The following is a 25,371-nucleotide window of genomic DNA, read 5'->3' on the forward strand; positions in this document are numbered from 1 at the left end:
GGGGCATAGTTCATCCTTCCGCGAAGATTCCTTAAAGGGATACTAATATTAAGAATCATGATTACATCTGGTGCTGTCGCTACGGGAATCGCCAACATCGCAATGGACGGTACAGTTCTCGATACTTGGTTTCCCGCACCTCAGTTAAGCGATGAGGTCGTAGAATCGAGCACTCACCGGCTCGGCGCCGCTGATTTGACCCCACAGTTGCTTCGTCAGGTGATTTTGGACGAGGATCGCCGCGTGGAGCAGGTGGCAGTGCGCACGTCCATTGAGGATTTGTCCAAGCCTGCTGTCGACCCGCACGATGCCTACCTGCGCCTGCATTTGCTCTCCCACCGCCTGGTCAAGCCGCACCAGCTAAACACCAAGGGGCTCTACGAGCTACTCCATGTGGTGGCGTGGACCAACAAGGGGCCATGTCTGCCGGACAACTTCGAGCAACTGCGCACCCACTTGCGCGTCCGCGGTCTGATTCACGTCTACGCCATCGACCGCATGCCGCGCATGGTCGATTATGTGCTGCCCGCCGGTGTGCGCATTGCAGAGGCCGAGCGCGTGCGGTTGGGCGCTTACTTGGCACCGGGTACGTCCGTACTGCGCGAGGGATTTGTCTCGCTGAACTCGGGCACTCTGGGCCCATGCAAGATTGAGGGACGTCTATCCTCCGGTGTCGTCATTGGCGCGCACACGAAGGTGGGACTGTCGGCCTCCATCATTGCCGCTCACGACGATTCCGGTCAGCGTAAGCCGCTCACGGTTGGCGAGCGCTGCCACATCGATATCGCGGCCGGCACCGTCGGCGTCAGCCTCGGTAATGACTGCATTATTGACCGAAGCATCCTCATTGCCCCCGATACGCCCATCGATGTCCCCGCGGAGAACCGCCGTATTCAGGCATGGGAAATTTCGGGCCGCGACAACATGCACTTCTACCATCACCCGGACCACTCGGCGGTGTGCGTCCGCCGCACGGAACGCCCGGGCAATGACGAAGGTGCCGCTGCTTTCACTCAGCTTGCCGACGTGCCGGATGAGCTGGCCGGATAACCTACTTTCGGTGCTCTTGAAGACACATTAATTGGCCCCGAAACGGTGAATGGGGGTAAACCCGTAATACGGTTATTGCCCCTGTTATCAGCGAGGTAATGTTTGCGACATGACCGAATCGCAAATTACCTCCACCTCCGGCGAGACAGCTCAGCTGGGCAAGGGGCTGCAGGTTCGACACCTGACCATGATGGGTCTTGGCTCCGCAATCGGTGCCGGTCTTTTCCTTGGTACGGGCGTCGGCATTAAGGCAGCTGGCCCGGGTGTTCTAGTTTCCTATGTCATCGCTGGCTTCATTGTCGTCCTCGTCATGCAGATGCTCGGCGAGATGGCCGCTGCCCGCCCGACACCGGGTAGCTTCTCCACCTATGCCGAGATGGCCTTTGGTTCCTCGGCTGGCTTTGTCCTCGGCTGGCTCTACTGGTTCATGCTCATCATGGTGCTCGGTGCTGAGATCACCGGCGCCGGTGCCATCATGGGTGCGTGGTTCGGTATTCCGGGCTGGATTCCAGGCCTGATCTGTGTTGTCTTCTTCGCTGTAGTGAATTTGGCGAATGTGCGCGGTTTCGGCGAGTTCGAGTTCTGGTTCGCGTTCATCAAGGTCGCGGTGATTATCGCGTTCCTGGTCATTGGCGTTCTTCTTTTCTTCGGTCTGCTGCCAGGCACCAGCTTCGTCGGTACGACGCATATTGCCGAGTCCGGATTCCTCCCGAATGGAGTGTCCGGCATTGCCGCTGGTCTGTTGGCTGTGGCCTTCGCCTTCGGCGGTATCGAGATTGTCACAATCGCCGCTGCTGAGGCTGAAGATCCGCAACGCTCCATCGCTGCTGCTGTCCGCTCGGTGATCTTCCGCATCTCTGTGTTCTACCTGGGCTGCGTGACCGTCATCATCCTGCTGTTGCCGTACTCCCAGATTGACGGCGCTGACTCCGCAGCTGAGTCGCCGTTCACCCAGGTTCTGAAGCAGGCAAACATTCCGGGTGCCGTTGGCTTCATGGAGGCCATTATCGTTCTGGCGCTGCTGTCCGCGTTCAACGCTCAGATTTACGCAACCTCTCGCCTGGTCTACTCGATGTCCACCCGCGGTGAGGCACCGCGCTTCTTCGCCCACACCAATGAGGGCGCAGTTCCGAACCGTGCGGTCATCATGTCGATGGTCTTCGCCTTCGTCTCCGTTGGCCTGCAGGTTGTCTTCGACGGCTCGAGTGTCCTGGTCTTCCTGCTGAACGCTGTCGGCGGCTGCTTGCTGGTGATCTGGCTGGTCATCGCCCTGTCCGAGATTAAGCTGCGCCCGCAGATGGAGGCGAACAACGAGCTTTCCGTTCGCATGTGGGCCTACCCGGCACTGTCCTGGGTAGCGGTCATCCTGATCCTGGGCCTCGCTGTTGGCATGCTCACCGATTCTGGTGCTCGCCAGCAGGTTATCGCCGTTGTGTGTGTCACTGCGTTCCTCGCGGTGCTCGCTGCACTGACTAAGAAGAGCCGCACCGCGGCCCGCGAGGCTCTCGAGTCCAGCGATAGCAACTAGCCGTTAGCAACTGACTGCAGGGCCTAACCACCCTGCTACCCCTATCCGAACATTTCCTTGCTACACATTTGCGGAACACTTTTCATAGATAGGGATATGCCGGTAGCCTGTTTTCCATGAAATTTGGAGCACAAGCTACCGGCATTGCCACTTTTAACAACGATACTGTTCTCGACGTCTGGTTCCCCGCCCCCAAGCTCATCGAGGAGGGCACAGCAACCTCCACCACGACCGGAACCATCGACGCCGACGCACTGCCCGAAGATTTCACCTACCTCGCAGATCTGGCCGTAGCCGATGCGGACCGCGGCACCACCCGCCGTCTGGTCACAGCTACCATCGCTTCACTCGATGACGCACCAGTCGACACCATCGATGCCTACCTGCGTCTCCATCTGCTGTCCCACCGCCTGGCCACCCCCAACAGCATCAACCTGGACGGCATCTTCGGCAAGCTCAACAATGTGGTGTGGACGAATTTTGGCCCCTGTGCTGTCGAAGGCTTCGAGGTAACCCGAGCCAAGCTGTCGCGCCGCGGGCCTGTCACCGTCTACTCCATCGATAAATTCCCCCGCATGGTCGACTACGTCACTCCCACCGGAGTCCGCATCGGTGACGCTGACCGCGTGCGCCTTGGAGCCCATCTCGCAGAGGGCACCACAGTCATGCACGAGGGCTTCGTCAACTTCAACGCAGGCACGCTTGGACACTCCATGGTGGAAGGCCGTATCTCTCAGGGGGTCGTCGTCGACGACGGCTCCGATATCGGCGGTGGTGCGTCCATCATGGGCACACTATCCGGTGGAGGTAAGGAAGTTGTGTCCGTCGGCAAGCGATGCCTACTCGGTGCGAACGCTGGACTCGGAATCTCGCTCGGCGATGACTGCGTACTCGAAGCCGGGCTCTACATCACTGCCGGCACCAAGTGCCTCGTTGCCCTAGACGGTGTGAAGAAGACGCTCAAGGCCCGCGAGCTCTCGGGCGGATCGAATATGCTCTTCCGCCGCAACTCGCTCTCTGGTGCAGTCGAGGTTGTGCCGTGGGCTGCCGAAAAGGTGAAGCTCAGCGCGGAGCTGCACGCTAACTAAGGGGTGGTCGGCACGTCTGCCGGGGCCGCGATATTCCGCGCGCTCCGGTAGACACGTCGCTCACCAGTGACGGGGTCGACAAAGGCCAGCGCGGTTGCCGTCAATCGCAGCTGCGGCGTGTACTTTGGCGCGCTGCCCGCGCTTGCCGACGGCCCCTGCGCCCCCGCTTTCCGGCCATAGGTGTCCTCACCGAGAATGGGATAGCCTAGCCAGTCCATCGTCGCCCGCAGCTGATGCGTGCGGCCCGTATGGGGCTGTAGCCGCCAGCGCCCCACCTGCATGCGACTCCCGCAATGCCCACAACCACAGCCGACTGCGTGCAGCGGAATGCTGGTGCTGGTCGCACCACCGCCATGGCTGTTCGCCAGCACATCGCCGATGTCCGCGGCTACTCGGCCGAGGAAGGTCACGGTTGTGCGTGCGAGCTTGAACTTGGGATTCTTCGCGGCAGCGCGAGCGAAATCGTCGGTCTCCACGACTTTTACTCCGCGCCCCGCCGGGTTGGGATCGAGCAGAAGCGTGACATCCCTGGTTTCCCCCACATGCCAATCATCGGGCATCACGGTGAGGCATTCGTATTCTTTGGTGATTTCCTGGTTTTGGAAAAGCTGCTGGTAGCGCGCACGGGTAGCCGGATTCCGGGAAAGCAACAGCAGCCCACTGGTCAGAAAATCCAGGCGGTGAACGGCCACTATCTCCGGTTCCTCGAGACTACGTCGCAGTCGCTCCTGCACGGTATTGGCCACGATGCGGCCGTTGGGAGTCGCCGGCAGAAAAGGTGGCTTGTCTACGACCAGAAACTCATCGGTGTCGGCCACAATTGCCGGCTCAAAGGGGATGTACTCCTCGCACTCGTGAGCGGCGGCATCGACTTGCGCAGTCTTACGGTTCTTCTCGAGGCCCCACCACGCATCTCGGTTGCCTGCGGCACGTCCCACGGCACACTCCCTTTTTTATGATTTGGTCTATGCCGATGTCGGCACCGTTTGCAGCATTCGGCCTGCTAGAGCCAGCACATCTGGCCGGGGCTAGCCGCGAATACGCGCCGCCGCCACTTCGATGTCGCTGAGCGTCGCTGTGAGCCCCACCCGTACGTGCTGCGCACCCTTGGGCCCGTAGAAGCTACCCGGTGCGACCAGGATGCCGCGTTCAGCCAGCCAATCAACCGTCTGCCAGCAGTCTTCCCCGCGAGTAGCCCACAGATAGAGCCCGCCCTCGGAGTCATCGATACGAAAACCTGCGGCTACCAGTGCATCATGCAGAATCTCACGGCGGTCACTGTAGCGCTGCTTTTGTTCAGCCTCGTGGGAGTCGTCGTTAAGCGCGGCGATCGTGGCGTGCTGGATGGGTCCCGGCATCATCAGCCCCATGTGACGGCGCACGGAAACCAGCTCGGCGATGAGGTCCGCGTCGCCAGCGAACCAGCCGGTGCGGTACGACGCCATGTTCGACGTCTTGGACAGCGAGTGAATAGCCAGCAGGTTGGTGAAATCACCGTCGCACACTCGCGGGTCGAGAATACTGACTGGCTGTTCAGTCCAACCGAGCCCCAGGTAGCACTCGTCAGAGGCGACAATGACTTCCCGAGCACGCGCCCACTCAACCACCTTGCGCAGGTGTTCAACACCGAGGACCTTGCCGTTGGGGTTGCCCGGGGAATTGATGAACATCAGCGTCGGCGAGGCGGGGCCGATTTGCGTCAGCGAGTCCGCACGCAGCAGCTCAGCGCCTGCGATGCGAACGCCGACCTCGTAGGTGGGATATGCCAGCTCGGGGATGACGACGGTATGCCCCGCGCCTACGCCGAGGAGGAAGGGAAGCCAGCCAATCGCTTCCTTGGTGCCGATGACCGGAAGCACATTGCCGCCATTGACCGCTGACTCCAGTCCCGTCACGCCGTAGCGCCGCGCCATCGCTGCAACAATCGCAGCACGTAGCTCAGGCGTGCCGACGGTCTGAGGGTAACCCGGTGCGGCAGCACCTTCGGTAAGGCCCTTCCGAATTATCGGAGCGACTTCATCGACCGGTGTGCCGACCGAGAGATTGACCATGCCCTCTTCATGCGCAGCCGCAGTGGCTTTCGCCTGCGTGAGAGAATCCCACGGAAACTGAGGCAAAAGAGAACCGGGAGTTACGCGCTTACGGGCAGCTGACATGGGCGGTGATGAAGTCCTTCCCGGGAAAAGAAATAGGTTTAATCATCTGTGGTTTTATTCTTCTGCCTGCGGCGGCAGAGCTGCCACGAATGGCACATCGAAGTCCTGGGGGCCGAGCTTGGCGGCACCACCCGGGGAACCCAACTCATCGAACCAGTCGACATTCGCATCGATGAATTCAACCCACTCATCCGGAACATCGTCCTCGTAGAAGATGGCCTCGACTGGGCAGACCGGTTCACAAGCGCCACAGTCCACGCACTCATCAGGATGAATGTAGAGCATGCGCTTGCCCTCGTAAATGCAGTCAACCGGGCACTCTTCAACACAGGCACGGTCGAGGACGTCAACACATGGCTGGGCAATGATGTAAGTCATGGTTTTAGGTTTAAGAACCTTTCTCACAAGATATGGGATGAGGCTTTCGCTATCTGTCGATTATGCCGTTCCGACGAGAAACAGAGCAAAATAGACAGAGCGGTATATTCAGATTGGAGTCTACACCCAACGTGGGTGTTGTTTTCAACTGGCTCCAGAAAGAGCCACATTGATGCGGGCCTGCCCTGTATCAATTCCTCACCGTCTCCTGCAGTATCCGCTGCGGTTTTCGCTAGAGTGCCCGCAGATGGCGCAGTGGCCAGGCACCGCCCAGCACACCGCAAACAAGCAGCAGCACTGTTCGCAACCACTGCCCCATTGCCAAGTCCCCACCGAAGGGCAGCACTGCCCACAGCAGAATGCCTGCAAAGCCCAGCACCCAGATGACAGTCGGAATTGCAGCTTTGGAGCGATCGCGTGTCCACAGCAACGCTGTGTTGGTGATAATCAGATTGGCAATATAGGCCAGCGGAATGGTCCACGGCAACGGAATAGCAACCGAGCCGATGGTAATCCACACTCCGAGGAAAACTACTTCAATCACCAACGCTGCCAACGCAGCCAGCGACAGCCAGACTAGCGCTACTGTGACCTCCCCCTGATGGAAGTTCTCGCGTGGCTGCGAACGTTCCGGGTCACCCCAATAGCGCTCATCCCCGAATGTGCGCTTTTCAATACTCAAGCGCTCGTTCTTCAACTTTCCGCCAGCAGCGTTAATCAAGTCTTCGCTTTCGTGAGGCTGAGGGTTACTCATCGTCCGCACTCCCCTCCGCTTCCAGATCCACGCTCGGTACAGAGTCGACGCTCGCTACCGGCTCTGGCGGTAATTGGATATTCACCAGCTCCCCCAGCTCTTCCAGGGACGCAGCGGTCGCCGTACCAAAACGGTATGCCTCAGTCGGTGCCACCGGCTGACACAGCAAATTGGAAAACGCCCAGACGGCTCGCGCACGACCAGAGCCATCGGTCTGCCCATAGACAGCATCCGGATTAACCTCGCTGACGGAACCATCGGCGAACCACACCTGCGTCGCATGCGCGCGCATGGCCTCAACCTTGGCAGCCACAGCGGCGTCATCCAGCTGAACCTCGAAATGGCCAGTCACGGTGGCGAAGTCGTCGACATCGCACGACTGCCAGCTCTCCGGTACCACGGTAATGGCATCCAGCCCCGCCGCCATTGCCTCACGATCGGTGACCGCCCACAGCGTCGGAAAGCGATTTCCGCACGCCGCGACAGTGATATCGTGCGCACGAATGTGGTCCGGATGCCCATAGCCACCATCGGCGTCGTAGGTAATGACCAGGTCTGGCTGCAGCTCATCGAGGATGGTGCGAAGCTGGGCGACCGCCTCATCACCTGAGTTCACGAAGGCACGCGGATGCTCATTGCCCTTGTCACCGGCCATCCCGGAGTCACGCCAACGTCCAGCGCCGCCGAGGAACCGCGGCGCGTTATCAGGACCGTTGGCGCCTAACGCACGCAGCGCCGAGCGCAACTCGGCGACGCGGAAACCGCCCAACTGGTCGGCTTCATCAGCAACTAGCCCCTGGTACGGCGCACCGATGACCTCTCCCAGCTCGCCCATCGTGCAGGTCACTACGCTTACCGACGCTCCGGAACGCGCGGCAGCCGCAATCAAACCACCTGTCCAAATGGACTCGTCATCTGGATGTGCGTGAACAAAAAGTAACTTCACGGACTTTCTTACTTCCCCTTGTTCTCCTGGTCGATGTTATCGCGGCCATCTTGGTTCTGACCCGAACCGTCCTGCTCTGTATCTTCGCGCGGATTATCTCTCGTCTGAGAATTCTCAGACGATTCTCGAGCCCCACTCTGTGTCGAGACACGGCGAACCTCGCCCAGAACACCGAGGCGGCCCAACACTGGGTCATCGGTCCACTGCGAAGAGTCCCTCCTCCCGGTAATTGTAATTTCCGGGCTGACCACCGTCAGCAAGCCGTCTTTCACCAAGGTCAGCTCGATACTGTGGCCAGCAATGATATCGGCGAGTTCAGCGGGCAACGCAGAACTGTCGGGAGCGAGCAGCTCATCAATCTGTGGGTCACAAAGACCGGAGAGATTCTCGCTCCGAGCAGCCGATTTCGGAGCAACTGGTACTCCATTTAGGTCAGCCGGCTCCGCTGAGGTAGAAGATTTGGACTGTTCAGATGGTGTTGTCCCGTCCAACGAGCCCTGCTCTTCAGCACTCTTTTCCCGATCTCCACTTGGCGCAGGCCTTGTCGAACTATCGACGAGCTCAGAATCAGACTCGGACTCAGACTCAGCAGCCGACTCTGCGCCCGCTTCGTCCAGGTCCTTCGGCGGCAGCGAACTGACCGAGCCTTCCGTACACACATAGCGTTCCCGGGCCGCCTGGACAGAATTGGGCTGCTCTGCCCATGCCACCACGGCATCGACAGTTCCGTAGGGCAACGAAGACCGCAGCATGTCCGCCGGAGAATACGAAACAACGGTGGCGGGGATACCAGCTGCAGTCAACTGGTCAGCGACCGCAAAAGCCGCAGCGCGTGCCGCTATACCGTCGCTGATGATGCCAATTCGTAGCGGATTGTCCTCAGTAAAACCAGCCTGTGGTGTCTCGAATCGCTCCTGGTCACCACCGTCACCAGAACCACCCGCAATTCGGCGCCCGGTGGCCACCTCTGAGACCTCTGCAACGTTGATGGTGCTCAGAATGGCCCGGCGGACGGATTCGTCGGCAAGCCTGCTCGACGCGAGATTGGTACTGAAAACCAGTTCCCGGTTCGGCTCATGGAAGAACTCAGCAACACCGGGGACCAGACCGTACGTCAGCTCAGAGGTCTCCGTCGGACGGACCTGCACGGCATGGATCTGCTTCGAACGCAGTTGCTCCGCACCATCGATGGCACTACGCATGGCACGCAGCGTAATAACCTCCGAGGCTGCTGGCTGCTCACCCCAGTAGCGGTCATTTCGAACCAGTCGAATGATGTTGCGGCCGACATCCATCGACTCGACGGTGTACTGCCCACCGGAGGCCGGGAAACGGCTGGCCAGCCCTTCGGAAAAACCATCAGTGTTCGACCGCATCAAATGCGCTGGCAAGAGATGTGCAAACAGGCGCTGCCAATGCGTAATCGGCTGAGTGAACGTCACGTCAATCTGACGGCCACCATCGGAGACATCAATGGATTTAATCAGCTCATAAGTCGCCGTATCCAGCGATCCTGGCGTGGACGTGACTTGGGAAAATAGGTAGCGGAAGTCCTCGCCACTGATTGGCGTGCCATCGCTCCACTGCGCCCCTTTTCGAATGCGGTAGCGGACATGCTCTGCCGCTACCGTCGGATCCGTGATGTCAACATCGGCCGCTTTTCCGTTTCCAGTTCCGTTTCTGGCGTCACCGTCTTTGCTGTCATCACTCTCGATGACCTGCACGGAATCCAGCAAGTCGGAGTTGAGCAGCCACTGGGGAGCTCCTGCCGAGCGAGCGTTGGCAGCGTTATCCACCACTCCGGGAGCTTGCGCGGAGGCACTAGCGTCACCAGCCTCGCCCTCTACCGGCGCAGGGGTGAAAACACTAGGCAGTGTCAGTCGCGCTACCAGGCTGGTCACCGGGGAGACGTCGGCAAGCAAATGCGGATTGAAGCCTTCGACAAACTCGTCGACACCGACCGTGACTTCACGCATCTTTTTAGCCTGGTCAGCGGTGTCTTCCTGCTGCACCGGCACTTCCTGCTGCCCGGGCACAGTCGGAGCGTCCGACGGGCGAGCCATGCACGAAGACGCCAAAGCCGCCGTCACGCAGAGTGTCGATGCTACGAAAAATCGACGAGAAGCTGCGTGACGACGGCTGCGAATAAACATATCCACGAGATTACTCGACACCTGGCCGAGTCAGTTACCCCGAGACTGGTTTTCAGGTGGCCCAGTCCCCTAGCAACCCGAATTACTTCTTATTCATGGCCTTCGCGCGGGAACGAGCGCGAGCGCGATCGGTGGCGCTGAGGATCTGCTTGCGTACGCGAATGCCCTCCGGGGTGACCTCAACACATTCGTCAGCGCCACAGAACTCCATAGCCTCATCGAGGGAAAGCTTGTGCGCCTTCTCCAGAGTCACGGTCGCATCAGCCGAGGCTGCGCGCATATTGGTCAGCTTCTTTTCCTTGGTGATGTTGATGTCCATGTCCTCATCACGCGGATTCTGGCCAACGACCATGCCCTCGTAAGCCTGGTCACCCGGCTCGACGAAGAAGGTGCCGCGGTCAGAAAGCTGAATCAGTGCGTAAGCGGTGATCTGGCCGGTACGGTCAGCCACCAACGATCCTGTCGGACGGTCCTTAATCTCACCAGCCCACTCGCCGTAGCCGGCCGAGTAGTGATTGGCGATACCGGTGCCCTTGGTCTCCGTCATGAAAGTAGTGCGGAAGCCAATCAGACCGCGGGACGGAATGAGGAACTCCATGCGCACCCAACCGGTGCCCTGGTTACCCATCTGCTCCATGCGCCCCTTACGAGCCGCCATCAGCTGAGTGACAGCACCCAGGTGCTCTTCTGGAACATCGATGGTCAGGTGCTCGTACGGCTCCTGAACCTTGCCGTCGACGGTCTTGGTAACAACCTGCGGCTTACCGACGGTCAGCTCAAAGCCCTCACGACGCATAGTTTCAACCAGAACGGACAGCGCCATTTCACCACGGCCCTGCACCTCCCAGGCATCCGGGCGCTCGGTCGGCAGCACGCGCAGCGAGACGTTACCAATCAACTCCTGGTCCAGGCGGGCCTTGACCATACGAGCGGTCAGCTTATCGCCACCACCCTGGCCTGCCAGTGGCGAGGTGTTCACGCCGATCGTCATAGAAATAGCCGGCTCATCGACCAGGATGCGCGGCAGCGGGTCCGGATGCTCGGCATCACAGAGAGAGTCACCGATCATGACCTCGTCGATACCGGAGATAGCGGCGATGTCACCAGCAATGGCCTCTTCAGCAGGTACGCGGGTCACGCCGACGGTACGCAGCAGCTCCGCGACCTTCGCATTCTTGACATGCTCATTGCCCTCGGAGTCGTAATGAATCCACGAAATCTGCTGTCCCTTGCGGATACGGCCCTTATGGATACGAATCAGACCAATTCGACCGAGGAAGGAGCTGGAGTCCAGGTTGGTAACCTGCGCCTGCAGCGGGGCATCAATCTCAGCGGACGGCTCCGGGAGCACCTCGGTGATGACGTCGAACAGCGGCTGCAGGTTCTCAGACTCCGGCAAGTTGCCGTTACCCGGGTTCTCGGTAGAAGCCTTACCGGCACGACCAGAGGCATAGAGAACCGGCAGCTCAAGGTTGCGCTCAGCGACCTCAGCAGCTTCCGGGTCTTCCAGGGTGGAGGCTAGCTCGAGCAGCAGATCCTGTGCTTCCTCGACAACCTCGTCGATACGTGCATCTGGGCGGTCAGTCTTATTGACCACGATAATCACCGGCATGCAGGCAGCAAGCGCCTTGCCCAGGACGAAGCGGGTCTGCGGCAGCGGACCTTCAGAGGAGTCGATCAACAGCACGACGCCGTCAACCATGGACAGTGCGCGCTCCACCTCGCCACCAAAGTCGGCGTGACCAGGGGTGTCAATGACGTTGATGATGAGGTCTTCGCCGTTCTTGCCCTCACCTTTTCGGCGAATAGCGGTGTTCTTCGCCAAGATGGTGATGCCCTTTTCCTTTTCAAGGTCACCAGAGTCCATCACTCGGTCTGCAACTTCTTCGTGGTCGCTGAAAACGCCGGACTGCTCCAGCATGGCGTTCACGAGAGTGGTCTTGCCATGGTCGACGTGTGCGACAATGGCGACATTACGGAACTCGGTATCGCTCACAGGCGGATAGCTCCTAACAAGCTAAGAGGACTAAAAGAAAAAGATACGGCCTTGCTCTAAAGGACTGTCTTTACGACTGCCTTTAACGCCCCGCATCAACGCGTAATAAAGCGTTCTACAGTGTACTCCTTCTTAATGCCCCTGCACATCTGGCAGAGATTCTCGCAACCCCGAGCACCTATCCGTCATGCAAAGTGGCACTGCCGCGCCACCCTTAGGGATAAATTACCCCCTTACTGCACCCCCGCTTTACCGACAGCCATAACGGCATATCCGCCAGCGCCACAACGCTTCACGACGGCAATCTCTCAGCCCACCATGTGATAGATGTGACCAAATGCCATAGTTGTAACCCCACGGGATGAGACTTGACTTCACCCGCTTACACACTGCGAAACACCATTAACCCCATACATACACATTTCGCCTCAATTTTCACAATCATCTCGTTCTACATCAAAAACAACTCTAATTAACTTGCGACACACGGGAATCCGTGCGTAAATCTCCTGAGAAGATTCTGAACATTTCTTTTTCAAATCTTTCCATTTCACGTTGGAGTCGTTCTAAGATGAGCAACGATTCCGAAATTTTGATTCCGACTCCAATAGCCCACGAATGAGAGGTTCTTCACCGTGGTTTCGACTGGACGCTCCTTCCTGCGCCGTGCCGCAGCGACCTTGGGTGCAGCTGCAATTCTCACTGCGGGCATGACTCCCGCCGCTTCTGCTTCCCCGTCGCTGGACTCCCTGAACATCGCTTCGCCGAATCTCTACGGCAACGCGCGCGACATCATTAACTCCCCAGGCGTTCCTGAGGAAATTTCCAGCGCACTGAACAAGGGAATTGACTTCCTGACTGGTGAGGGCGAGGGCGAGCCGGGCTTCAAGGTTCCGGAAGGTGCCCCGAAGACCAACCAGTTCCTGCTGCCTACTGTTGCCGACAAGTGCATCGGCGGCGAAGGTCGTTCCTTCGGCCTGGCCACTACCGTTCCGGGCCCGGCAGACCTGCCTCTGCCAGGTGTTCCAGAAAACCAGCTTGGCTTCATTTTCACTGGCCTGGGCACCAAGCAGCTGGCTAAGCAGCAGGACACAGAGATGAATGTCTACTGGGTCAACGTTGCTAACGGCAAGTACGGCAAGACCACCCTGGAGAACAACGGCATCAACGCCGAGGAGGGCCCGGGCGCTGTCAACGGCACCGCTGACACGGGCAAGGGCGTGGTCATCGCTGTCATGCAGGGCGGTATCACCACTCAGGAAGAGCCTGGTCCCACCAACTGCAGCTACACTCCGACCGCCGGTGTCTTCCCGGTCGGCCTGAACTAAGTTTTTCTAGTTCTCCCCTAGCCCTTTTTGCATCACGTATGCAGAAAGGGCTTTTCTATGCCCAAAAAGGCAACCCCTACACGTTAAGGTATTCGCATGTCCACTTCACCGGCCACTTCGGCTTCGACCGCGGCAGCTCCTGCACTCTCCCCAATTCGCTCGAGTCAGGACACACATCCTCCGAAAGTCGAGACCTTTGACCTACGTGAAATGGTCAACACCGACCCCAAGGGCTTTCGGCGCAATGTCGACGAGTTCCGAACTCTCACTCCCAGCCGCCTTTATATGCGCCGTGGGATGGATCATCCAAAGTTTGGATATCTTGAGTCATTCCTGCTTGCCGACGAGGGGTTGCGCATCAGCATTTATCACTTCCGCCCGGGCGTGAAGGTGGAACACCAACGCTACGTCGATATTGTCAGCATCGACCGGACTGATCCGCAGTGCTGGCGTATGACCGATTTGTACCTCGACATCCTGCAGGCACCGACCGACTCTGAGGCCATAGCTCCCCTACCCGTCGATGCGGCCACACAGATTCGAGTTGAAGATGTCGACGAGCTTGTCGCTGCCCACACTCAGGGACTGATTAGCGATGAACTCACCGAGTTCGCCATCGAGACCACGCTGACTGCACGCGCCGCAATCGCCGCACACGGTGACAACATTGATGCGTGGATGCAGACTTTGAACCTCGATGCGACGTGGGCTGATGCCGTTGAGCTTTCGCCTGCGGCCTAGAACGACCACCTCAACAAAGGAGTACCGCCCGTGTTCGATAACTTAACCGGCCCCATTCCTCCCGCCGGCACCGATAGCAATGCGATTATCAAAGCAGTCCGAGCAGCATTTACCTCCTATTTTGAAGAGTCCAACCCCGGCGAAGCCCAGCTGACCTTCCTTGGCTCTGCGCCACTGAAGATGCTGCGCTTCGGACCTGACACAGACCGGATTGTCACCTATGCAACACTGGGTTGCAGTGCCGAGGCGATGCAAGATCCGTCCGCAATGGTGGTGGACACCAACTCTGGCCCGCGTGCCGAACTCATCTTGCCTATTCGTGGTGGACTGGACGAAGTCATCCGCCCGCTGGGTATTCTTGCCGCTTCCCCAAGCATCGAAGGCCTCGTCCTGACCGAGGGGGCACTTATTGACTTCGGCCAGCCACTGTGGGATCAGTCGCGCTTCACCGGTTTTGTGCTGTTCAAGGCAGAAATCCCGCCGGTCGCGGTGGAGGAAACCGAAGTCACAATCTTCCAGCCGGTCCCGGCCACGACCAACGAATTTGCCCTTGCTCGGGCTAAGGGCGTTGACGAACTGCGTCGCGTGTGGGAAACCCAAGGTGTCGACTTCACCGACCCGCACCGCACCAGCGCTGTATAAAAGTTAGCTTTTGTGGTGGTTGCCGGTTATCTGCTCGTCGGCAAGCGATAAGTTCAACCTAGCAGTGACGTTTCGCGCCGCGACAGCGTGGTTTAGAGTATGGAATTATGGCAGTCAATTCGGCTAAAGACGTTCCTTTCCATGCGGCGCAGTCCTTTAGGTGGTGGCGGCTCGCGGTATATGTTTACGTCCCAGCGCTAATCCTCACCGTGGTCAGTTCCCTATTGAAATGGGACGCGACTGTTACGGAAGCGGCAAAGGCCAACAACATCGAGGTTTCTGCTGCACAGACCAGCTTGGCCGTGAGCTTCGCGTTTGCGATTCTCGCGCAGACGGCAACGGCGATTGCGTGCTGGTGGCTTGCTGGCAAACTCCTTGAAGGATCGACTGCAGCGCGCACGGTGCTGTCCGTGGCGGCGGCAGTTTTTGTCATTAATGCATCAATGACGCTGGTCGGAACGATTTCCCAGGTACGCTCCGGAGACTCGTCGGCGCTCGGTTTGATTACAGCTGGCCTGCTGATTGTTGCCTCTATCATCGCCGCAACTGCAACCGCCCAGTCCTACCGCGGCGAGCGTAACCAGAAGTTCTTTGTGACGACGTAGGCAGCTCTTAGAGGTTTGGGGCGGGACGGGGATGCCTTCCAGGGCCTCCACCGTCCGCTTTAGGTCGGCGTACATTTTAGGTATGCCCACTAATACTGAGAGCGCCAGAAAGATTCTGAATGGTCTCGCGTCCACCCAATCCCAGCGCGAGGAACTGTACAAATATTTCCACCGGCACCCTGAGCTTTCCATGCAGGAGCACAGCACTGCAGACCGGATTATTCAGGAGCTCGAATCTTCAGGTATTTCCACAAATCGCGTCGGAGACACCGGCATCGTTGCCATTATTGAGAACGGTGCCGGGCCGATTGTAGCTATGCGCGCAGACATTGATGCGCTACCGGTGAAGGAGACTTCCGGCAAAGACTACGCCTCCACGGCAACGCAGATTGATGAAAAGACCGGCACAGAGGTCCCCGTCGCCCACGCTTGTGGGCACGACTTCCACCTGATGTCTTTGCTCACAGCGCTGCAGGCTTTCAACGAAAACCTTGATCAGTGGTCTGGCACATTCATCGGTATTTTCCAACCCGCTGAAGAAACCGCCGAAGGTGCACGCGCAATGCTGGCGGCAGATCTGGAGAGGGCTATTCCGCGTCCCGACGTTTATCTCGGTCAACACGTACTAGCTAGCTTGCCCGGCGGTTATGTGGGAACTCGCCGCGGGCCAGTTCTCTCCTCTGCATTCTCGGTCAAAGTCACTGTGCACGGTAATGGCTCCCATGGATCCATGCCGGAGCTCAGTGTCGATCCCGTTGTCTTGGCATCCACCATTGTGATGCGCCTTCAGACCATTGTCTCGCGTGAGGTAGCGGCCACCGAGACCGCAGTGGTGACCGTTGGTGCGATTCAAGCGGGAACTAAGTCCAACATCATTCCTGACTCCGCAGAGCTGCTCATCAACACTCGTGCCTACAACAGCGCCGTGACCGAACACCTCAAAGAGGCAATCGAGCGCATTGTACGAGCAGAGTGCGTTGCTGCCCGCAGCCCTCAAGACCCGCAGTTCACTTACTACGACCGCTATCCCCTCACGAATAATGACGGGGATGCCACGAATACTGTGCGTGAGGCATTCGACGCGTACTTCGGTGAAGAAGTCTCCGACTTGGACGCAGTGCCCGCCTCTGAAGATTTCTCAATCATCCCCGATGCGCTTGGCGTGCCATATACGTACTGGGGGCTCGGCGGTTTCGCGGATGAGAGCAGCGCTGTTGGCAACCACAACCCAGCTTTCGCCCCTGACCTCCAACCCACTCTTGACCGGGGAGCAGAGGCAATCGTTGTAGCGGCCTGTGCTTGGTTGGCGAAATGAGGGTGTGATCAGCGAGGCTGATGCGTGCGGCTGCTGGCGAGCTGGTGGATGGTGTAGTGCCGGACTCGTGCGGGGCTCGTGCGGGACTCGTGCGGGGCTCGTGCGGGACGGCCGAAAAACCGGGGGTTAAGAGAAAAGTAGACCCCGGTGCACGCCGATTGGACACGCTTCTTGCTACTTAACGCAAAATTTACGGGCTGCAAATGTGAAACTGTGTGAGTTTATGACACTTTGAAGCCGTTTTTCGGGCCATTTTTGTCATAAACGCAGTCAGTAACTCGCATCGCCCCACCGCCGCTGGTCATAAATGCAGTCAGTAACTCGCATTGGGGTTAAGCGACAAATCCTGAGTGATGCGGTGGCATGAAAAAGCCCCCGCCTTGGTAGCGAGGGCTTAGCGTTTACGCTGGTGATTAGCGCTTCTGTGCGTCTGCGAGAATCTGGCGACCTGCGACCATGCGGCAAATCTGGTTGGTGCCCTCGTAGATCTGGGTGATCTTGGCGTCACGCATCATGCGCTCAACCGGGAAGTCACGGGTGAAGCCGTAACCGCCGAGCAGCTGCACGGCATCGGTGGTGACCTGCATAGCAACGTCAGAGGCGAAGGTCTTGGCGTTTGCGGCCATCAGACCCAGGCGAGCGCCGCCCTCAGCGGTGCCACGCTCAGCGTTAGCGGCTGCGGTGTAGACCATGAGACGAGCAGCGTCAATCTTCATACGCATGTCAGCCAGCATGAACTGGGTGTTCTGGAAAGCAGCAATCGGCTTGCCGAACTGCTGACGCTCCTGCACGTAACCAACGGCGTAGTCGTAAGCACCCTGCGCGATGCCCAGTGCCTGTGCACCAATAGTCGGGCGGGTGTGGTCCAGGGTCTCCAGGGCAGTCTTGAAACCGGTGCCCTCTTCGCCGATGATGCGGTCAGCCGGGATGCGGCAGTTTTCGAAGTACAGCTCCGCGGTCGGGGAACCCTTGATACCCAGCTTGTGCTCCAAGCCACCGACGCGGAAACCCTCGTCGTCCTTGTGGACCATGAATGCAGAGATGCCGTTAGCACCCTTCTCCGGGTCGGTGACAGCCATGACGGTGTACCAGGTGGAGCGGCCACCGTTCGTGATGAAGCACTTGGAGCCGTTGAGGACCCACTCATCGCCCTCACGGACCGCGCGGGTCTTCATGGAACCGGCATCCGAACCAGCCTCACGTTCAGTCAGTGCGTAGGAAGCCATTTCACCGTTGGCGATGTCCGGCAGAACCTTGCTCTTCAGCTCGTCGGAGCCCTTGAGGATCAAGCCCATGGTGCCCAGCTTGTTCACAGCCGGGATAAGAGAAGCCGAGCCACAGACACGAGCAACTTCCTCAATGACAATGCAGGCCGCAACCGAGTCCGCACCCTGGCCACCGAACTGCTCCGGCACGTGGACGGCGTTGAAGCCAGCCTCGTTAAGAGCCTTCAGGGCCTCCTCCGGGAAACGCTCGTTCTCATCGACGTCCGCTGCGTACGGAGCAATCTGCTTCTCCGCCAGATCACGGATAACGGCGCGGAGCTCCTGGTGCTCCTCTGGCAGCTGGAACAGGTCGAATCCTGGGGTCAAAGCCATGTGGGTGTTCCTCCCGATTTAATGATTCCGATGTCGTGTTCGATATCGCGCTCTACGCATTTCTACGCAGCACTATCACCGCACGACGTATTTATCTTCGTTCGATACTAGTGGCTAACGCTTCGCTCTACCCGCGAAATTCGTAAAATTCTCGCGTTGCCGCTCGGCGCCCACAGAATAAACTGCGCGAGGAATTCCCGCAGCAGCGATGTCGCCCAGTACCTCAACGGCGTATAGGCGCCGACGACACACCAGGGTTCCAGCCCCCGTTCGCGCATGAGCTTCGCTACCCGTGGCGCATGAAAATCACTGGTCACAACAACCGTTCCAGCGCTCAACGCACCGTCCATGCCGCGCATCAATTCGCACGCATAGTCAATGTTTTCCGACGTATTCGTCGATTGGTCCTCGGGGATCAACTCGATGTCGCCACGCTTTACGACGTCCCCAGCGTTCGCCTTCAACCACTCCACCATGGCGTCCGCTTCGGAGCAGGTGGCATCTGTCACCGCTTCACTGCCGACCCCACCGGAGCAGATGATTCGCTCGGTACGCTCATCACACGCTGAGACTGCTCGCTGTAATCTTCTGGCCAGCAGGGCCGAGGGCCGATTGTTCTTCAATCCGCATCCCAGTACAACCACGGTGTGTGGCGGCAGAGTTGGTTTTTTGGCTGCACATCGAAGACGAACGGCCTCGAAAACGATCGCTGCGGCTCCTGGTACTGCGAGGCCGGCGAGCAGGGGCGTCGTCAAGCGATGCGATGCGCGAGCGTAGTAGGCGCGGCAGCTGGCCAGTGTCCACGCGGCACCTACTGTGGGAAGAACCCACCGCGGAGGTCTGCGATTGGGCAGGCGTGGTGGGCGTAGCTCCGAATTAGCGGCGACGCGTAGTCCGCCGACGAGGAGCATGGAACCGAAGCCTGCACCGAGGCACGCGAGTGTTTTTCTCATCAGAGCTTCCACGTTAACTGTTCTGGGACGTTGATGGTCCAGTCGACGAGCTGTTGCGGATTGTGCTTCGCCATATGCTGGGATTCCTGCTCGGCCCACATGTCCCAGTGTTCCTCGAAGTGGTCGTCGCGAGCCATGGCACGGGCAAATCGAGTCTGCGTGTCCAGCTCTACCCAGACTCCCCAGGCGTTGCCGTCGCCGATGGCGCGGGCAGCAGCAAGGTTAGCTTCAGTGACAGCGCCACAGCCTTCAACGATGAGCGAGGAGTCCGGTGGCGTGGGGACCCACTCGGCGAATCACTGGCGTACCAGTCCCAACGGCGATACCCGCGCTTGTCGGCCGGTAGAGCGGGGTTCAAAATGGTCTCCGCGACTTCGGCCGATGCTTTCTGCAGGCCGGACCAGCCCGGATAGACATCCTCCAAGTGGATAACTGGCCAACCGAGGATACTGTGCAACTTTGCCGAAAAGGTGGTTTTGCCACTGCCGGAACGGCCATCGATAAGCAGAATCATCGTGATCGAAACGCCTTTGCTACGCCACGCCCAGGAAGCGGAACTCCCCGGCCCACACGGAAATACCGATTGCTGCGACGGCGATGGCAAGGCAGGCGGCCATGGTGACATAGTCACGCGCGGCCAATGTCGAGGTGTGCCACCACGTACGCTTAATCGGTGCACCAAAGCCGCGGGCTTCCATGGCTGTAGCCAGTTTGGTGCCGCGGCGCAGCGCGAACACCAGCAGAGCGAACACCTGGGAAATAATGCGGCGGATTGCGCCGTGGTCACCCAAACCGCGTGCGCGACGGGCTCGGGTCAGCGCCTGCCAATCGCTGATGAATAGGCCGACGAGTCGCAGACTCGCCACCGTTGCCAGCACAAAGCGGCTGGGCAGCTTGAGAATCTGCGCCAGCCCATTGCCCAGATCGGTGGGGTCGATATTGGCTGTCAGCACGATAACTGGAGTACCGATAGCCAGCACACGCAACATAATCGCGATGGCCAGGGAAATGGAATTATCCGTCACATGCGCAAGCAGAAAGGAGAAATACTCTTTGCCCTCCGGGTTGCCGTAGAGCGCCATCGAGATTCCTGAGATGGGCGCGGCGATAAGAAGTGGCAGGCTGCGTCCTAGAAAACGACGAAAACCCAAACCCGACAGCGGCACCAAGAAAAGCGTGCAGACAAGCGCGACCACTGCGGAGACCCAGTCGATGGAAATCAGCAGCGGTGTGGTGAGCAAGAACAGGCCCAGTACTCTCGCCACCGGGTTGACCGTCGCGAGGAAAGGCTGCTTACTCGAAGTGGCGCTCTGCGTACCTTCAGCCGTACCGGCGGAACCGACTTCAGTCACGATTTCCCTCCTGCTTCGCCCTGGCCGCGCGCACCGCTAGTGCGGCTCGGACCGGCCTGCTCCCCTGAACCACGCTGTCCCGGCGCCGCACGGCCTGACCGCTCCGGATGAAACGAATCCATGTCGATGACGTAGTCCCCCATCGCTTGTACCACCAATGGATCGTGGGTAATCGAGATAACAGTTCGGCCGTCGTCAGCAAGCTGGCGAAGCAAAGTGAGCAGCTCGGTGAATGTCCGGCGGTCTTGGCCGAACGTCGGTTCGTCGAGAAGCACAATATCCGGCGCTGTCGCCAGCATGGTCGCCACCGACAGACGTCGCTTCTCACCGCCCGAGAGTGAGAACGGATTCGCCTTGGTCAGGGCCGTTAGCCGCAGCCGCTCAAGTAATTCCTCGATGCGCTTATCAGCGTTGACACCGACAAGCTTCGGGCCAAGCTGCAACTCTTCCAGCACTGTGCCGGTGACGAATTGGTGCTCGGGGTCTTGGAAGACCGTGCCAATCCGAGTAGCCAACTTCTTCGACGGCCATTTCCACGGCGCACTACCGCTGCCGGCCACTTGGACCGTGCCCGCCATCGGCTCAAGCAGGCCGCCGAGCGTCAGCGCTAACGTGGACTTCCCGCTGCCATTGTGACCAACGATGCAGGTGGAAGCTTCGGATGGGATAGAAACGGATACTCCGCGAGCAATAGGCTCAACAGTTTCGCTACCCCTGAACCACGACTTCTTCGCGCCATAGCCGATGTCCAGCTCGCGGGTTTCGATCGCGATGTCACCGCTAGGGTGCCCGTCCTGGTCGCAGGCAACTGAACGCGCATCCGGCAGCGCGGGCGGAGCACCCGGAATCCACACCCCAGCATCCGTCAGAGCCTGCCCGTAGTCTTCCAAGACCCGATGCGGTGCACCATCGGCAATCACACCTCCGCAGCCCAGCACGATGATGCGGTCGACCACATCGACCCACGCATCCACTCGATGCTCGACCACAATCAGTGCCGCACCGGTTCTCTCCGCCGCGGTAATCGCAGCATCGCGTAGTACCGGCACACCGGCCGGGTCGATGTTGGCCGTCGGCTCGTCCAAACAAATGACCCGTGCGCCCATTGCCAGCACACCTGCCAATGCGAGGCGCTGCTTCTGCCCACCCGAAAGTCTGTGCGTGGGATGATCCAGCGGCAAATCCAGCCCCACCAAATCCAGGCTGGCGCGCACTCGGTTGCCAATCTCAGCTGGGGCAACGCCCAGGTTTTCCGCACCAAAGGCAACATCGTCGCCAACGCGAGCACTAATCGTCTGCGAGTCAGGGTCTTGCAGCACCAAGCCCACCGAACCCCGTGCGGAAGCAGGAGTACGACCTTCAATCAGGAGCTTTCCGGTGGCTTCGCCATCGGAGTCGTCGCCAAGCACGCCAGCAATAGCGGCGAGCAGCGTCGACTTCCCCATCCCCGACGCGCCGAGCAACAGCACCTTTTCACCGCGCTCGATGTCCAGCGTGATGTCGTTCAGTACCGCAGCTTTGCGCCCCGCGTGCCGATATCCGAACCCCCGCGCGCTCACCGCAGGGACATTTCCGCTTGACGACGGCCCCCGCGTCAACGCCTCATCTGTCATCGATTTTCCTAGACGTCGTCGTGCCGCTCTCGCCCGATGGCAAAACGATCCAGCGCTCCAGTTGCCGCCAGTGCCTTAGCCAGGAAGTAAGCCAGCAGACCGGCGAGGACGGCACCCGACAGCGCCGTGGAGATCAGGTAGATGACGTTGAATTCGAAAGTCTTGGCCAGGTTGCCAGTGAAAAGCTCAAAAGTCCACGCGCCGACACCTGCCATGAGACCCGAGATAACCACGGTGACCAGGTTGTAGCTCTTATACGCCAAAATGAGGAACACCAGCTCCGCGCCGAGCCCCTGCGCCAAACCTGAGTACAGGGTGGAGATACCCCACTGGTTACCGATCAGTGCTGAAACCGTCGCTGCGATTACCTCGACGAAGATAGCGGCACCCGGCTTGCGAATGATGTACGCGCCGAGCGGACCACCGAGGAACCACATACCAGCGACCAAACCGCCAAGACCAGGAGTAAGCGCGTTGACTGCTTCATAGCCCGCACCGCCGATGATGTTCCAGATAACAAAAATCAGGCCAACGGCCACGCCGATAACAGCTGCAATGATGATGTCAATATTTCGCCACGAGAAGTTAGTGCGCGCTGCACTCGCCGATTGCGTCATCCCACTTGCTCCTATTTTTCTTTAACTCGAGCGGTATTGCTCAAACATTATTGATGTATTCATTAGCGGCGTATGAAGCCTGTGTCGACACGCCCTAAGCACTAACTTTTGCCTACCCTACCGCGCCCAGCAGATGGCCTAGATAACATAAGGAACCATGACTAAAGCCGAGCGGTCATCTACAGGAGATACCCCAACTGCCCAAACCCCTCATACGCCGACAGTGGGCGATGAGGGGACAGTCGCGGATTCCGCAGTGAAAACTGCCGAGGCCCCTGGTGCTGACAACACCGCTGAGCAGGAAAGTTCTCGCCCATACTACATGCCCACATTGACGTGGGGCGAGAGACTTGACCTGTCTGCGAAGCAGTGGTGGCCACTCATCGGAGTTGTTATTGCGATACAGCTTGTCGCTCGCATTCTGGTGCTGACTAGCCATGGTTTTTACTGGGATGACTTCATCATTGTTGGCCACCTTTACGACACCCCACTGCTGAGCAAGGACTACCTGCTTCAGGATCACGACGGGCACCTTGCACCACTGGCCTTCTTGGTGCAAGGCCTCTATCACCTCATCGCGCCGTGGAACTGGTGGCTACCGGCTATCACCATGGCCGTGATGTCGGTAGTGCTGACATACGCCACAGCTAAACTCTTTGAGCTTCTCACCGGCCGCACGCTGGTATCGCTCTTCCTCATCACGGTCGTCGCCTGGACACCGCTGATGCTTCCGGGCGACACCTGGTGGTCGGCCGCGGCCAATTCCCAGCCGTTCCACCTAGCATTCGTGGTTTTCATGATTGTCGCTATTCGCACGACTATGCGTCGTTCCTTCGGCCCTCGCCCGGGGGAGGCCGTAGGCCTGTTCGTGCTGCTGGCCGTGGCGCTCGGGTTCTTTGAGAAGTCCCTGGCTATCGCGCCGATTTCCATGCTGGTTGTCGTCACGTTGGCTTACATGGAACGCAGAAATATCCTGCAGGTTCTCCGCCGTGGCCTCGTCATCTGGATCCCATCGATGCTGCTGACCGGCGCCTGGGCACTGTGGTACTACTTCGGCCCCGCCGAAACCACTGGCTTCATTTCCGACAAGCTACAGCCCGAACTGTTCTTCAACGGCCTCGGCCAGATTTTTGCCGGCATCATCGGCGGACCAACAAGCTGGGAACGCTGGGCTCCGGGACAGCCGTTTGCCTCCGCTTCGTCTCAGCTGATTACTCTCGGCGGCATTATCCTGTTGATTCTGTCCGCCACCCTCATCGGCCGCGATTACCGTGGCTGGGCTCCGTGGACGCTATCGGTGGCGTACATGTTCACCACCTTGTTCGCCATCACCCTGTTCCGCTCGGGAGAGAACACCTCTGGCGTGCTGGCGCACACTTTGCACTACTACTCTGATGTCGCGCTCGTGATCGTAATCTGCGTCGCGATCTCCCTGGCTGGACTCCCACCGAAGGACGAGGCGCCAGCGCTGCTACCGGCTCGTACGCACATTCTGATTTGGTCGCTGGGCATCGCGCTGGCTGTCACCTCCACGATTTCCGTGGTCACTTACCGCAATGCCTGGTCTGATGACATCGCAATGGAGTGGATCGGCAACACCAAGGCGTCGCTGTCCGCGCTGCGCGAGGAAGCCGATGCCGCTGGCCCCGACAAGGCGATCGACTACAATCTCATCGACCAGCCCGTCCCCTTCGAAGTTCTCGTGCCCGTCGCCGCTCCGATGAACATGTACTCGCGGGTGTTTGATGCGGTCTCCGATCGCCCGCCGTTTGAGCGCGTCACCGGTCACCCGCGCATGTTCAATACAGACGGTTCGCTTATCGACGCCAAGGTCTCCGAGGTCACCCGTGTCACTGACGGCCCTGTCGAGCAGTGTGGCCATCGCATCACAGTTGGCGAGGACGGCACCGCGTCGGAGGACATCAAGTTGGAGAACATCATCAAGCTCGGTGACTGGGTGCTTGAGTTCCCGGCCACCGCCTCCGAGGACATGGATGTGCGCCTGTCGCTCCCCAATCCTTTCGAGACCGAAGAGCAAACCCGCGGTGGTTCCACAGTCGTGAAGATGAACAACGATCTGCGACCGCGCTATGTGTACCTCAACGGTGGCGGAAATACTCTCCATGTCGATGTGGAAAAGGCGACTCCGGGGGCAACCCTATGCATCGGCGCGGGGGCGATTGGCCCCTTGGTTCCCGCAAGCCGTTAAGAATCCTCTAAGATATTGCTTTAAGATAATGTGAGAAAAGTTTATTAGCCCCTTGTAGCTATTGTTTTTCCGACAGAGGAGCCACATCCATGCGTAACCGCATCGCCGGCGCTATCGCCGCATCCGCCATTGCCGCAGCAGCCCTGGTCGCTTGCTCTCCCCCGAATCAGGTTGACTCGGACGTGAAGGTCGGCGACCAGGCCAACCCGTCGGAGACCTTCGAGCAGAAGGCCACCACTCCGGCATCCTCCGACGAGATGACCCCTGCTGAGACCGCAGAGATGTAATCACTGCATCTGCGAAAACAGGGGTAGCCAGCAAACATAAACGCAGTCACTACCCCTTGTGC

At 59.1% G+C, this 25,371-nt stretch carries 24 protein-coding genes; 10 read left to right on the top strand and 14 right to left on the bottom strand.

Annotation, left to right across the window (positions count from 1 at the left end; all coding sequences use genetic code 11):
* Positions 1–57: 57 nt before the first annotated feature.
* The 3 genes from HMPREF3135_RS03095 (at position 58) to dapD (ending at position 3,666) form a co-directional block, all read left to right on the top strand.
* Entirely contained in the window at positions 58–1,050 is a 993-nt protein-coding gene (locus tag HMPREF3135_RS03095) for a 2,3,4,5-tetrahydropyridine-2,6-dicarboxylate N-succinyltransferase (RefSeq protein WP_016422397.1), read from the top strand.
* A gap of 124 nt (positions 1,051–1,174) precedes the next feature.
* Positions 1,175–2,578 (top strand): amino acid permease, encoded by a 1,404-nt coding sequence (locus tag HMPREF3135_RS03100; RefSeq protein WP_172620259.1) that lies wholly within the window; start codon positions 1,175–1,177, stop codon positions 2,576–2,578.
* Positions 2,579–2,694: 116 nt separating this feature from the next.
* A complete protein-coding gene (dapD, locus tag HMPREF3135_RS03105) occupies positions 2,695–3,666 on the top strand; it encodes a 2,3,4,5-tetrahydropyridine-2,6-dicarboxylate N-succinyltransferase (protein ID WP_070437950.1) in 972 nt (323 codons plus the stop codon).
* On the opposite strand, the gene HMPREF3135_RS03110 is transcribed toward dapD, so the two are convergent.
* The 7 genes from HMPREF3135_RS03110 to typA all read right to left on the bottom strand — a co-directional run bounded on the left by HMPREF3135_RS03110 (position 3,663) and on the right by typA (position 12,049).
* Complete coding sequence (locus HMPREF3135_RS03110; RefSeq protein WP_070437953.1) at positions 3,663–4,604, bottom strand: pseudouridine synthase; 942 nt, start codon at positions 4,602–4,604, stop codon at positions 3,663–3,665. The two genes, dapD and HMPREF3135_RS03110, sit on opposite strands and share 4 nt — an antisense overlap.
* A 90-nt stretch (positions 4,605–4,694) precedes the next feature.
* On the bottom strand, positions 4,695–5,822 hold the full coding sequence (gene dapC, locus HMPREF3135_RS03115; RefSeq protein ID WP_016422393.1) for a succinyldiaminopimelate transaminase: 1,128 nt from the start codon (positions 5,820–5,822) through the stop codon (positions 4,695–4,697).
* A 54-nt stretch (positions 5,823–5,876) separates the two neighbouring features.
* On the bottom strand, positions 5,877–6,200 hold the full coding sequence (fdxA, locus tag HMPREF3135_RS03120; protein WP_069358853.1) for a ferredoxin: 324 nt from the start codon (positions 6,198–6,200) through the stop codon (positions 5,877–5,879).
* 232 nt (positions 6,201–6,432) lie between these two features.
* A complete protein-coding gene (locus HMPREF3135_RS03125) occupies positions 6,433–6,954 on the bottom strand; it encodes a hypothetical protein (protein ID WP_069358854.1) in 522 nt (173 codons plus the stop codon).
* Entirely contained in the window at positions 6,947–7,900 is a 954-nt protein-coding gene (mshB, locus tag HMPREF3135_RS03130; RefSeq protein WP_070429519.1) for an N-acetyl-1-D-myo-inositol-2-amino-2-deoxy-alpha-D-glucopyranoside deacetylase, read from the bottom strand. Before mshB ends, HMPREF3135_RS03125 begins: the two co-directional genes overlap by 8 nt.
* An 8-nt stretch (positions 7,901–7,908) precedes the next feature.
* Complete coding sequence (locus tag HMPREF3135_RS03135) at positions 7,909–10,053, bottom strand: ABC transporter family substrate-binding protein (protein ID WP_070437956.1); 2,145 nt, start codon at positions 10,051–10,053, stop codon at positions 7,909–7,911.
* 82 nt (positions 10,054–10,135) lie between these two features.
* Positions 10,136–12,049: a translational GTPase TypA gene (gene typA / locus HMPREF3135_RS03140; RefSeq protein WP_016422389.1), complete on the bottom strand. Its 1,914-nt coding sequence runs from the start codon at positions 12,047–12,049 to the stop codon at positions 10,136–10,138.
* 635 nt (positions 12,050–12,684) lie between these two features.
* Between typA and HMPREF3135_RS03145 the strand changes: the two genes are divergently transcribed.
* The 5 genes from HMPREF3135_RS03145 (at position 12,685) to HMPREF3135_RS03165 (ending at position 16,680) form a co-directional block, all read left to right on the top strand.
* Entirely contained in the window at positions 12,685–13,377 is a 693-nt protein-coding gene (locus tag HMPREF3135_RS03145; RefSeq protein ID WP_016422388.1) for an Rv1157c family protein, read from the top strand.
* 96 nt (positions 13,378–13,473) lie between these two features.
* A complete protein-coding gene (locus HMPREF3135_RS03150) occupies positions 13,474–14,118 on the top strand; it encodes a ribonuclease FAU-1 family protein (protein WP_070437959.1) in 645 nt (214 codons plus the stop codon).
* Positions 14,119–14,148: 30 nt separating this feature from the next.
* Positions 14,149–14,760 (top strand): suppressor of fused domain protein, encoded by a 612-nt coding sequence (locus tag HMPREF3135_RS03155; protein WP_070437962.1) that lies wholly within the window; start codon positions 14,149–14,151, stop codon positions 14,758–14,760.
* A 107-nt stretch (positions 14,761–14,867) separates the two neighbouring features.
* Positions 14,868–15,365, top strand: coding sequence for a hypothetical protein (locus HMPREF3135_RS03160; RefSeq protein ID WP_048732907.1), 498 nt, complete (start codon positions 14,868–14,870; stop codon positions 15,363–15,365).
* Positions 15,366–15,447: 82 nt separating this feature from the next.
* The gene (locus tag HMPREF3135_RS03165) at positions 15,448–16,680 is read left to right on the top strand and encodes an amidohydrolase (protein WP_070437965.1); all 1,233 of its coding nucleotides are present in this window, start codon (positions 15,448–15,450) and stop codon (positions 16,678–16,680) included.
* A 413-nt stretch (positions 16,681–17,093) separates the two neighbouring features.
* Here the strand turns inward: HMPREF3135_RS03165 and HMPREF3135_RS03170 are convergent, their stop codons facing one another.
* The 7 genes from HMPREF3135_RS03170 to HMPREF3135_RS03195 all read right to left on the bottom strand — a co-directional run bounded on the left by HMPREF3135_RS03170 (position 17,094) and on the right by HMPREF3135_RS03195 (position 22,813).
* Positions 17,094–18,278 (bottom strand): acyl-CoA dehydrogenase family protein, encoded by a 1,185-nt coding sequence (locus HMPREF3135_RS03170; RefSeq protein ID WP_016422383.1) that lies wholly within the window; start codon positions 18,276–18,278, stop codon positions 17,094–17,096.
* Positions 18,279–18,385: 107 nt separating this feature from the next.
* Entirely contained in the window at positions 18,386–19,231 is an 846-nt protein-coding gene (locus HMPREF3135_RS03175) for a YdcF family protein (RefSeq protein ID WP_070437968.1), read from the bottom strand.
* Positions 19,231–19,368 (bottom strand): nucleoside/nucleotide kinase family protein, encoded by a 138-nt coding sequence (locus tag HMPREF3135_RS11530; protein WP_246818299.1) that lies wholly within the window; start codon positions 19,366–19,368, stop codon positions 19,231–19,233. Before HMPREF3135_RS11530 ends, HMPREF3135_RS03175 begins: the two co-directional genes overlap by 1 nt.
* A 32-nt stretch (positions 19,369–19,400) precedes the next feature.
* Entirely contained in the window at positions 19,401–19,745 is a 345-nt protein-coding gene (locus HMPREF3135_RS03180; protein WP_246818300.1) for a nucleoside/nucleotide kinase family protein, read from the bottom strand.
* 19 nt (positions 19,746–19,764) lie between these two features.
* A complete protein-coding gene (locus HMPREF3135_RS03185; RefSeq protein WP_070437971.1) occupies positions 19,765–20,583 on the bottom strand; it encodes an energy-coupling factor transporter transmembrane component T family protein in 819 nt (272 codons plus the stop codon).
* Positions 20,580–22,196: an ABC transporter ATP-binding protein gene (locus HMPREF3135_RS03190; RefSeq protein ID WP_070437974.1), complete on the bottom strand. Its 1,617-nt coding sequence runs from the start codon at positions 22,194–22,196 to the stop codon at positions 20,580–20,582. Before HMPREF3135_RS03190 ends, HMPREF3135_RS03185 begins: the two co-directional genes overlap by 4 nt.
* A gap of 8 nt (positions 22,197–22,204) precedes the next feature.
* Positions 22,205–22,813: an ECF transporter S component gene (locus HMPREF3135_RS03195; RefSeq protein WP_049193647.1), complete on the bottom strand. Its 609-nt coding sequence runs from the start codon at positions 22,811–22,813 to the stop codon at positions 22,205–22,207.
* A 157-nt stretch (positions 22,814–22,970) separates the two neighbouring features.
* Here HMPREF3135_RS03195 and HMPREF3135_RS03200 point away from each other — a divergent pair, with 157 nt between their 5' ends.
* Both HMPREF3135_RS03200 and HMPREF3135_RS03205 read left to right on the top strand, forming a co-directional pair.
* Positions 22,971–25,022 (top strand): DUF2339 domain-containing protein, encoded by a 2,052-nt coding sequence (locus tag HMPREF3135_RS03200; protein ID WP_070437977.1) that lies wholly within the window; start codon positions 22,971–22,973, stop codon positions 25,020–25,022.
* A gap of 89 nt (positions 25,023–25,111) precedes the next feature.
* On the top strand, positions 25,112–25,309 hold the full coding sequence (locus tag HMPREF3135_RS03205; RefSeq protein ID WP_049172707.1) for a hypothetical protein: 198 nt from the start codon (positions 25,112–25,114) through the stop codon (positions 25,307–25,309).
* The last annotated feature ends 62 nt before the right edge of the window (positions 25,310–25,371 follow it).

Source organism: Corynebacterium sp. HMSC14H10 (assembly GCF_001807105.1).
Taxonomy (GTDB): domain Bacteria; phylum Actinomycetota; class Actinomycetes; order Mycobacteriales; family Mycobacteriaceae; genus Corynebacterium; species Corynebacterium jeikeium_D.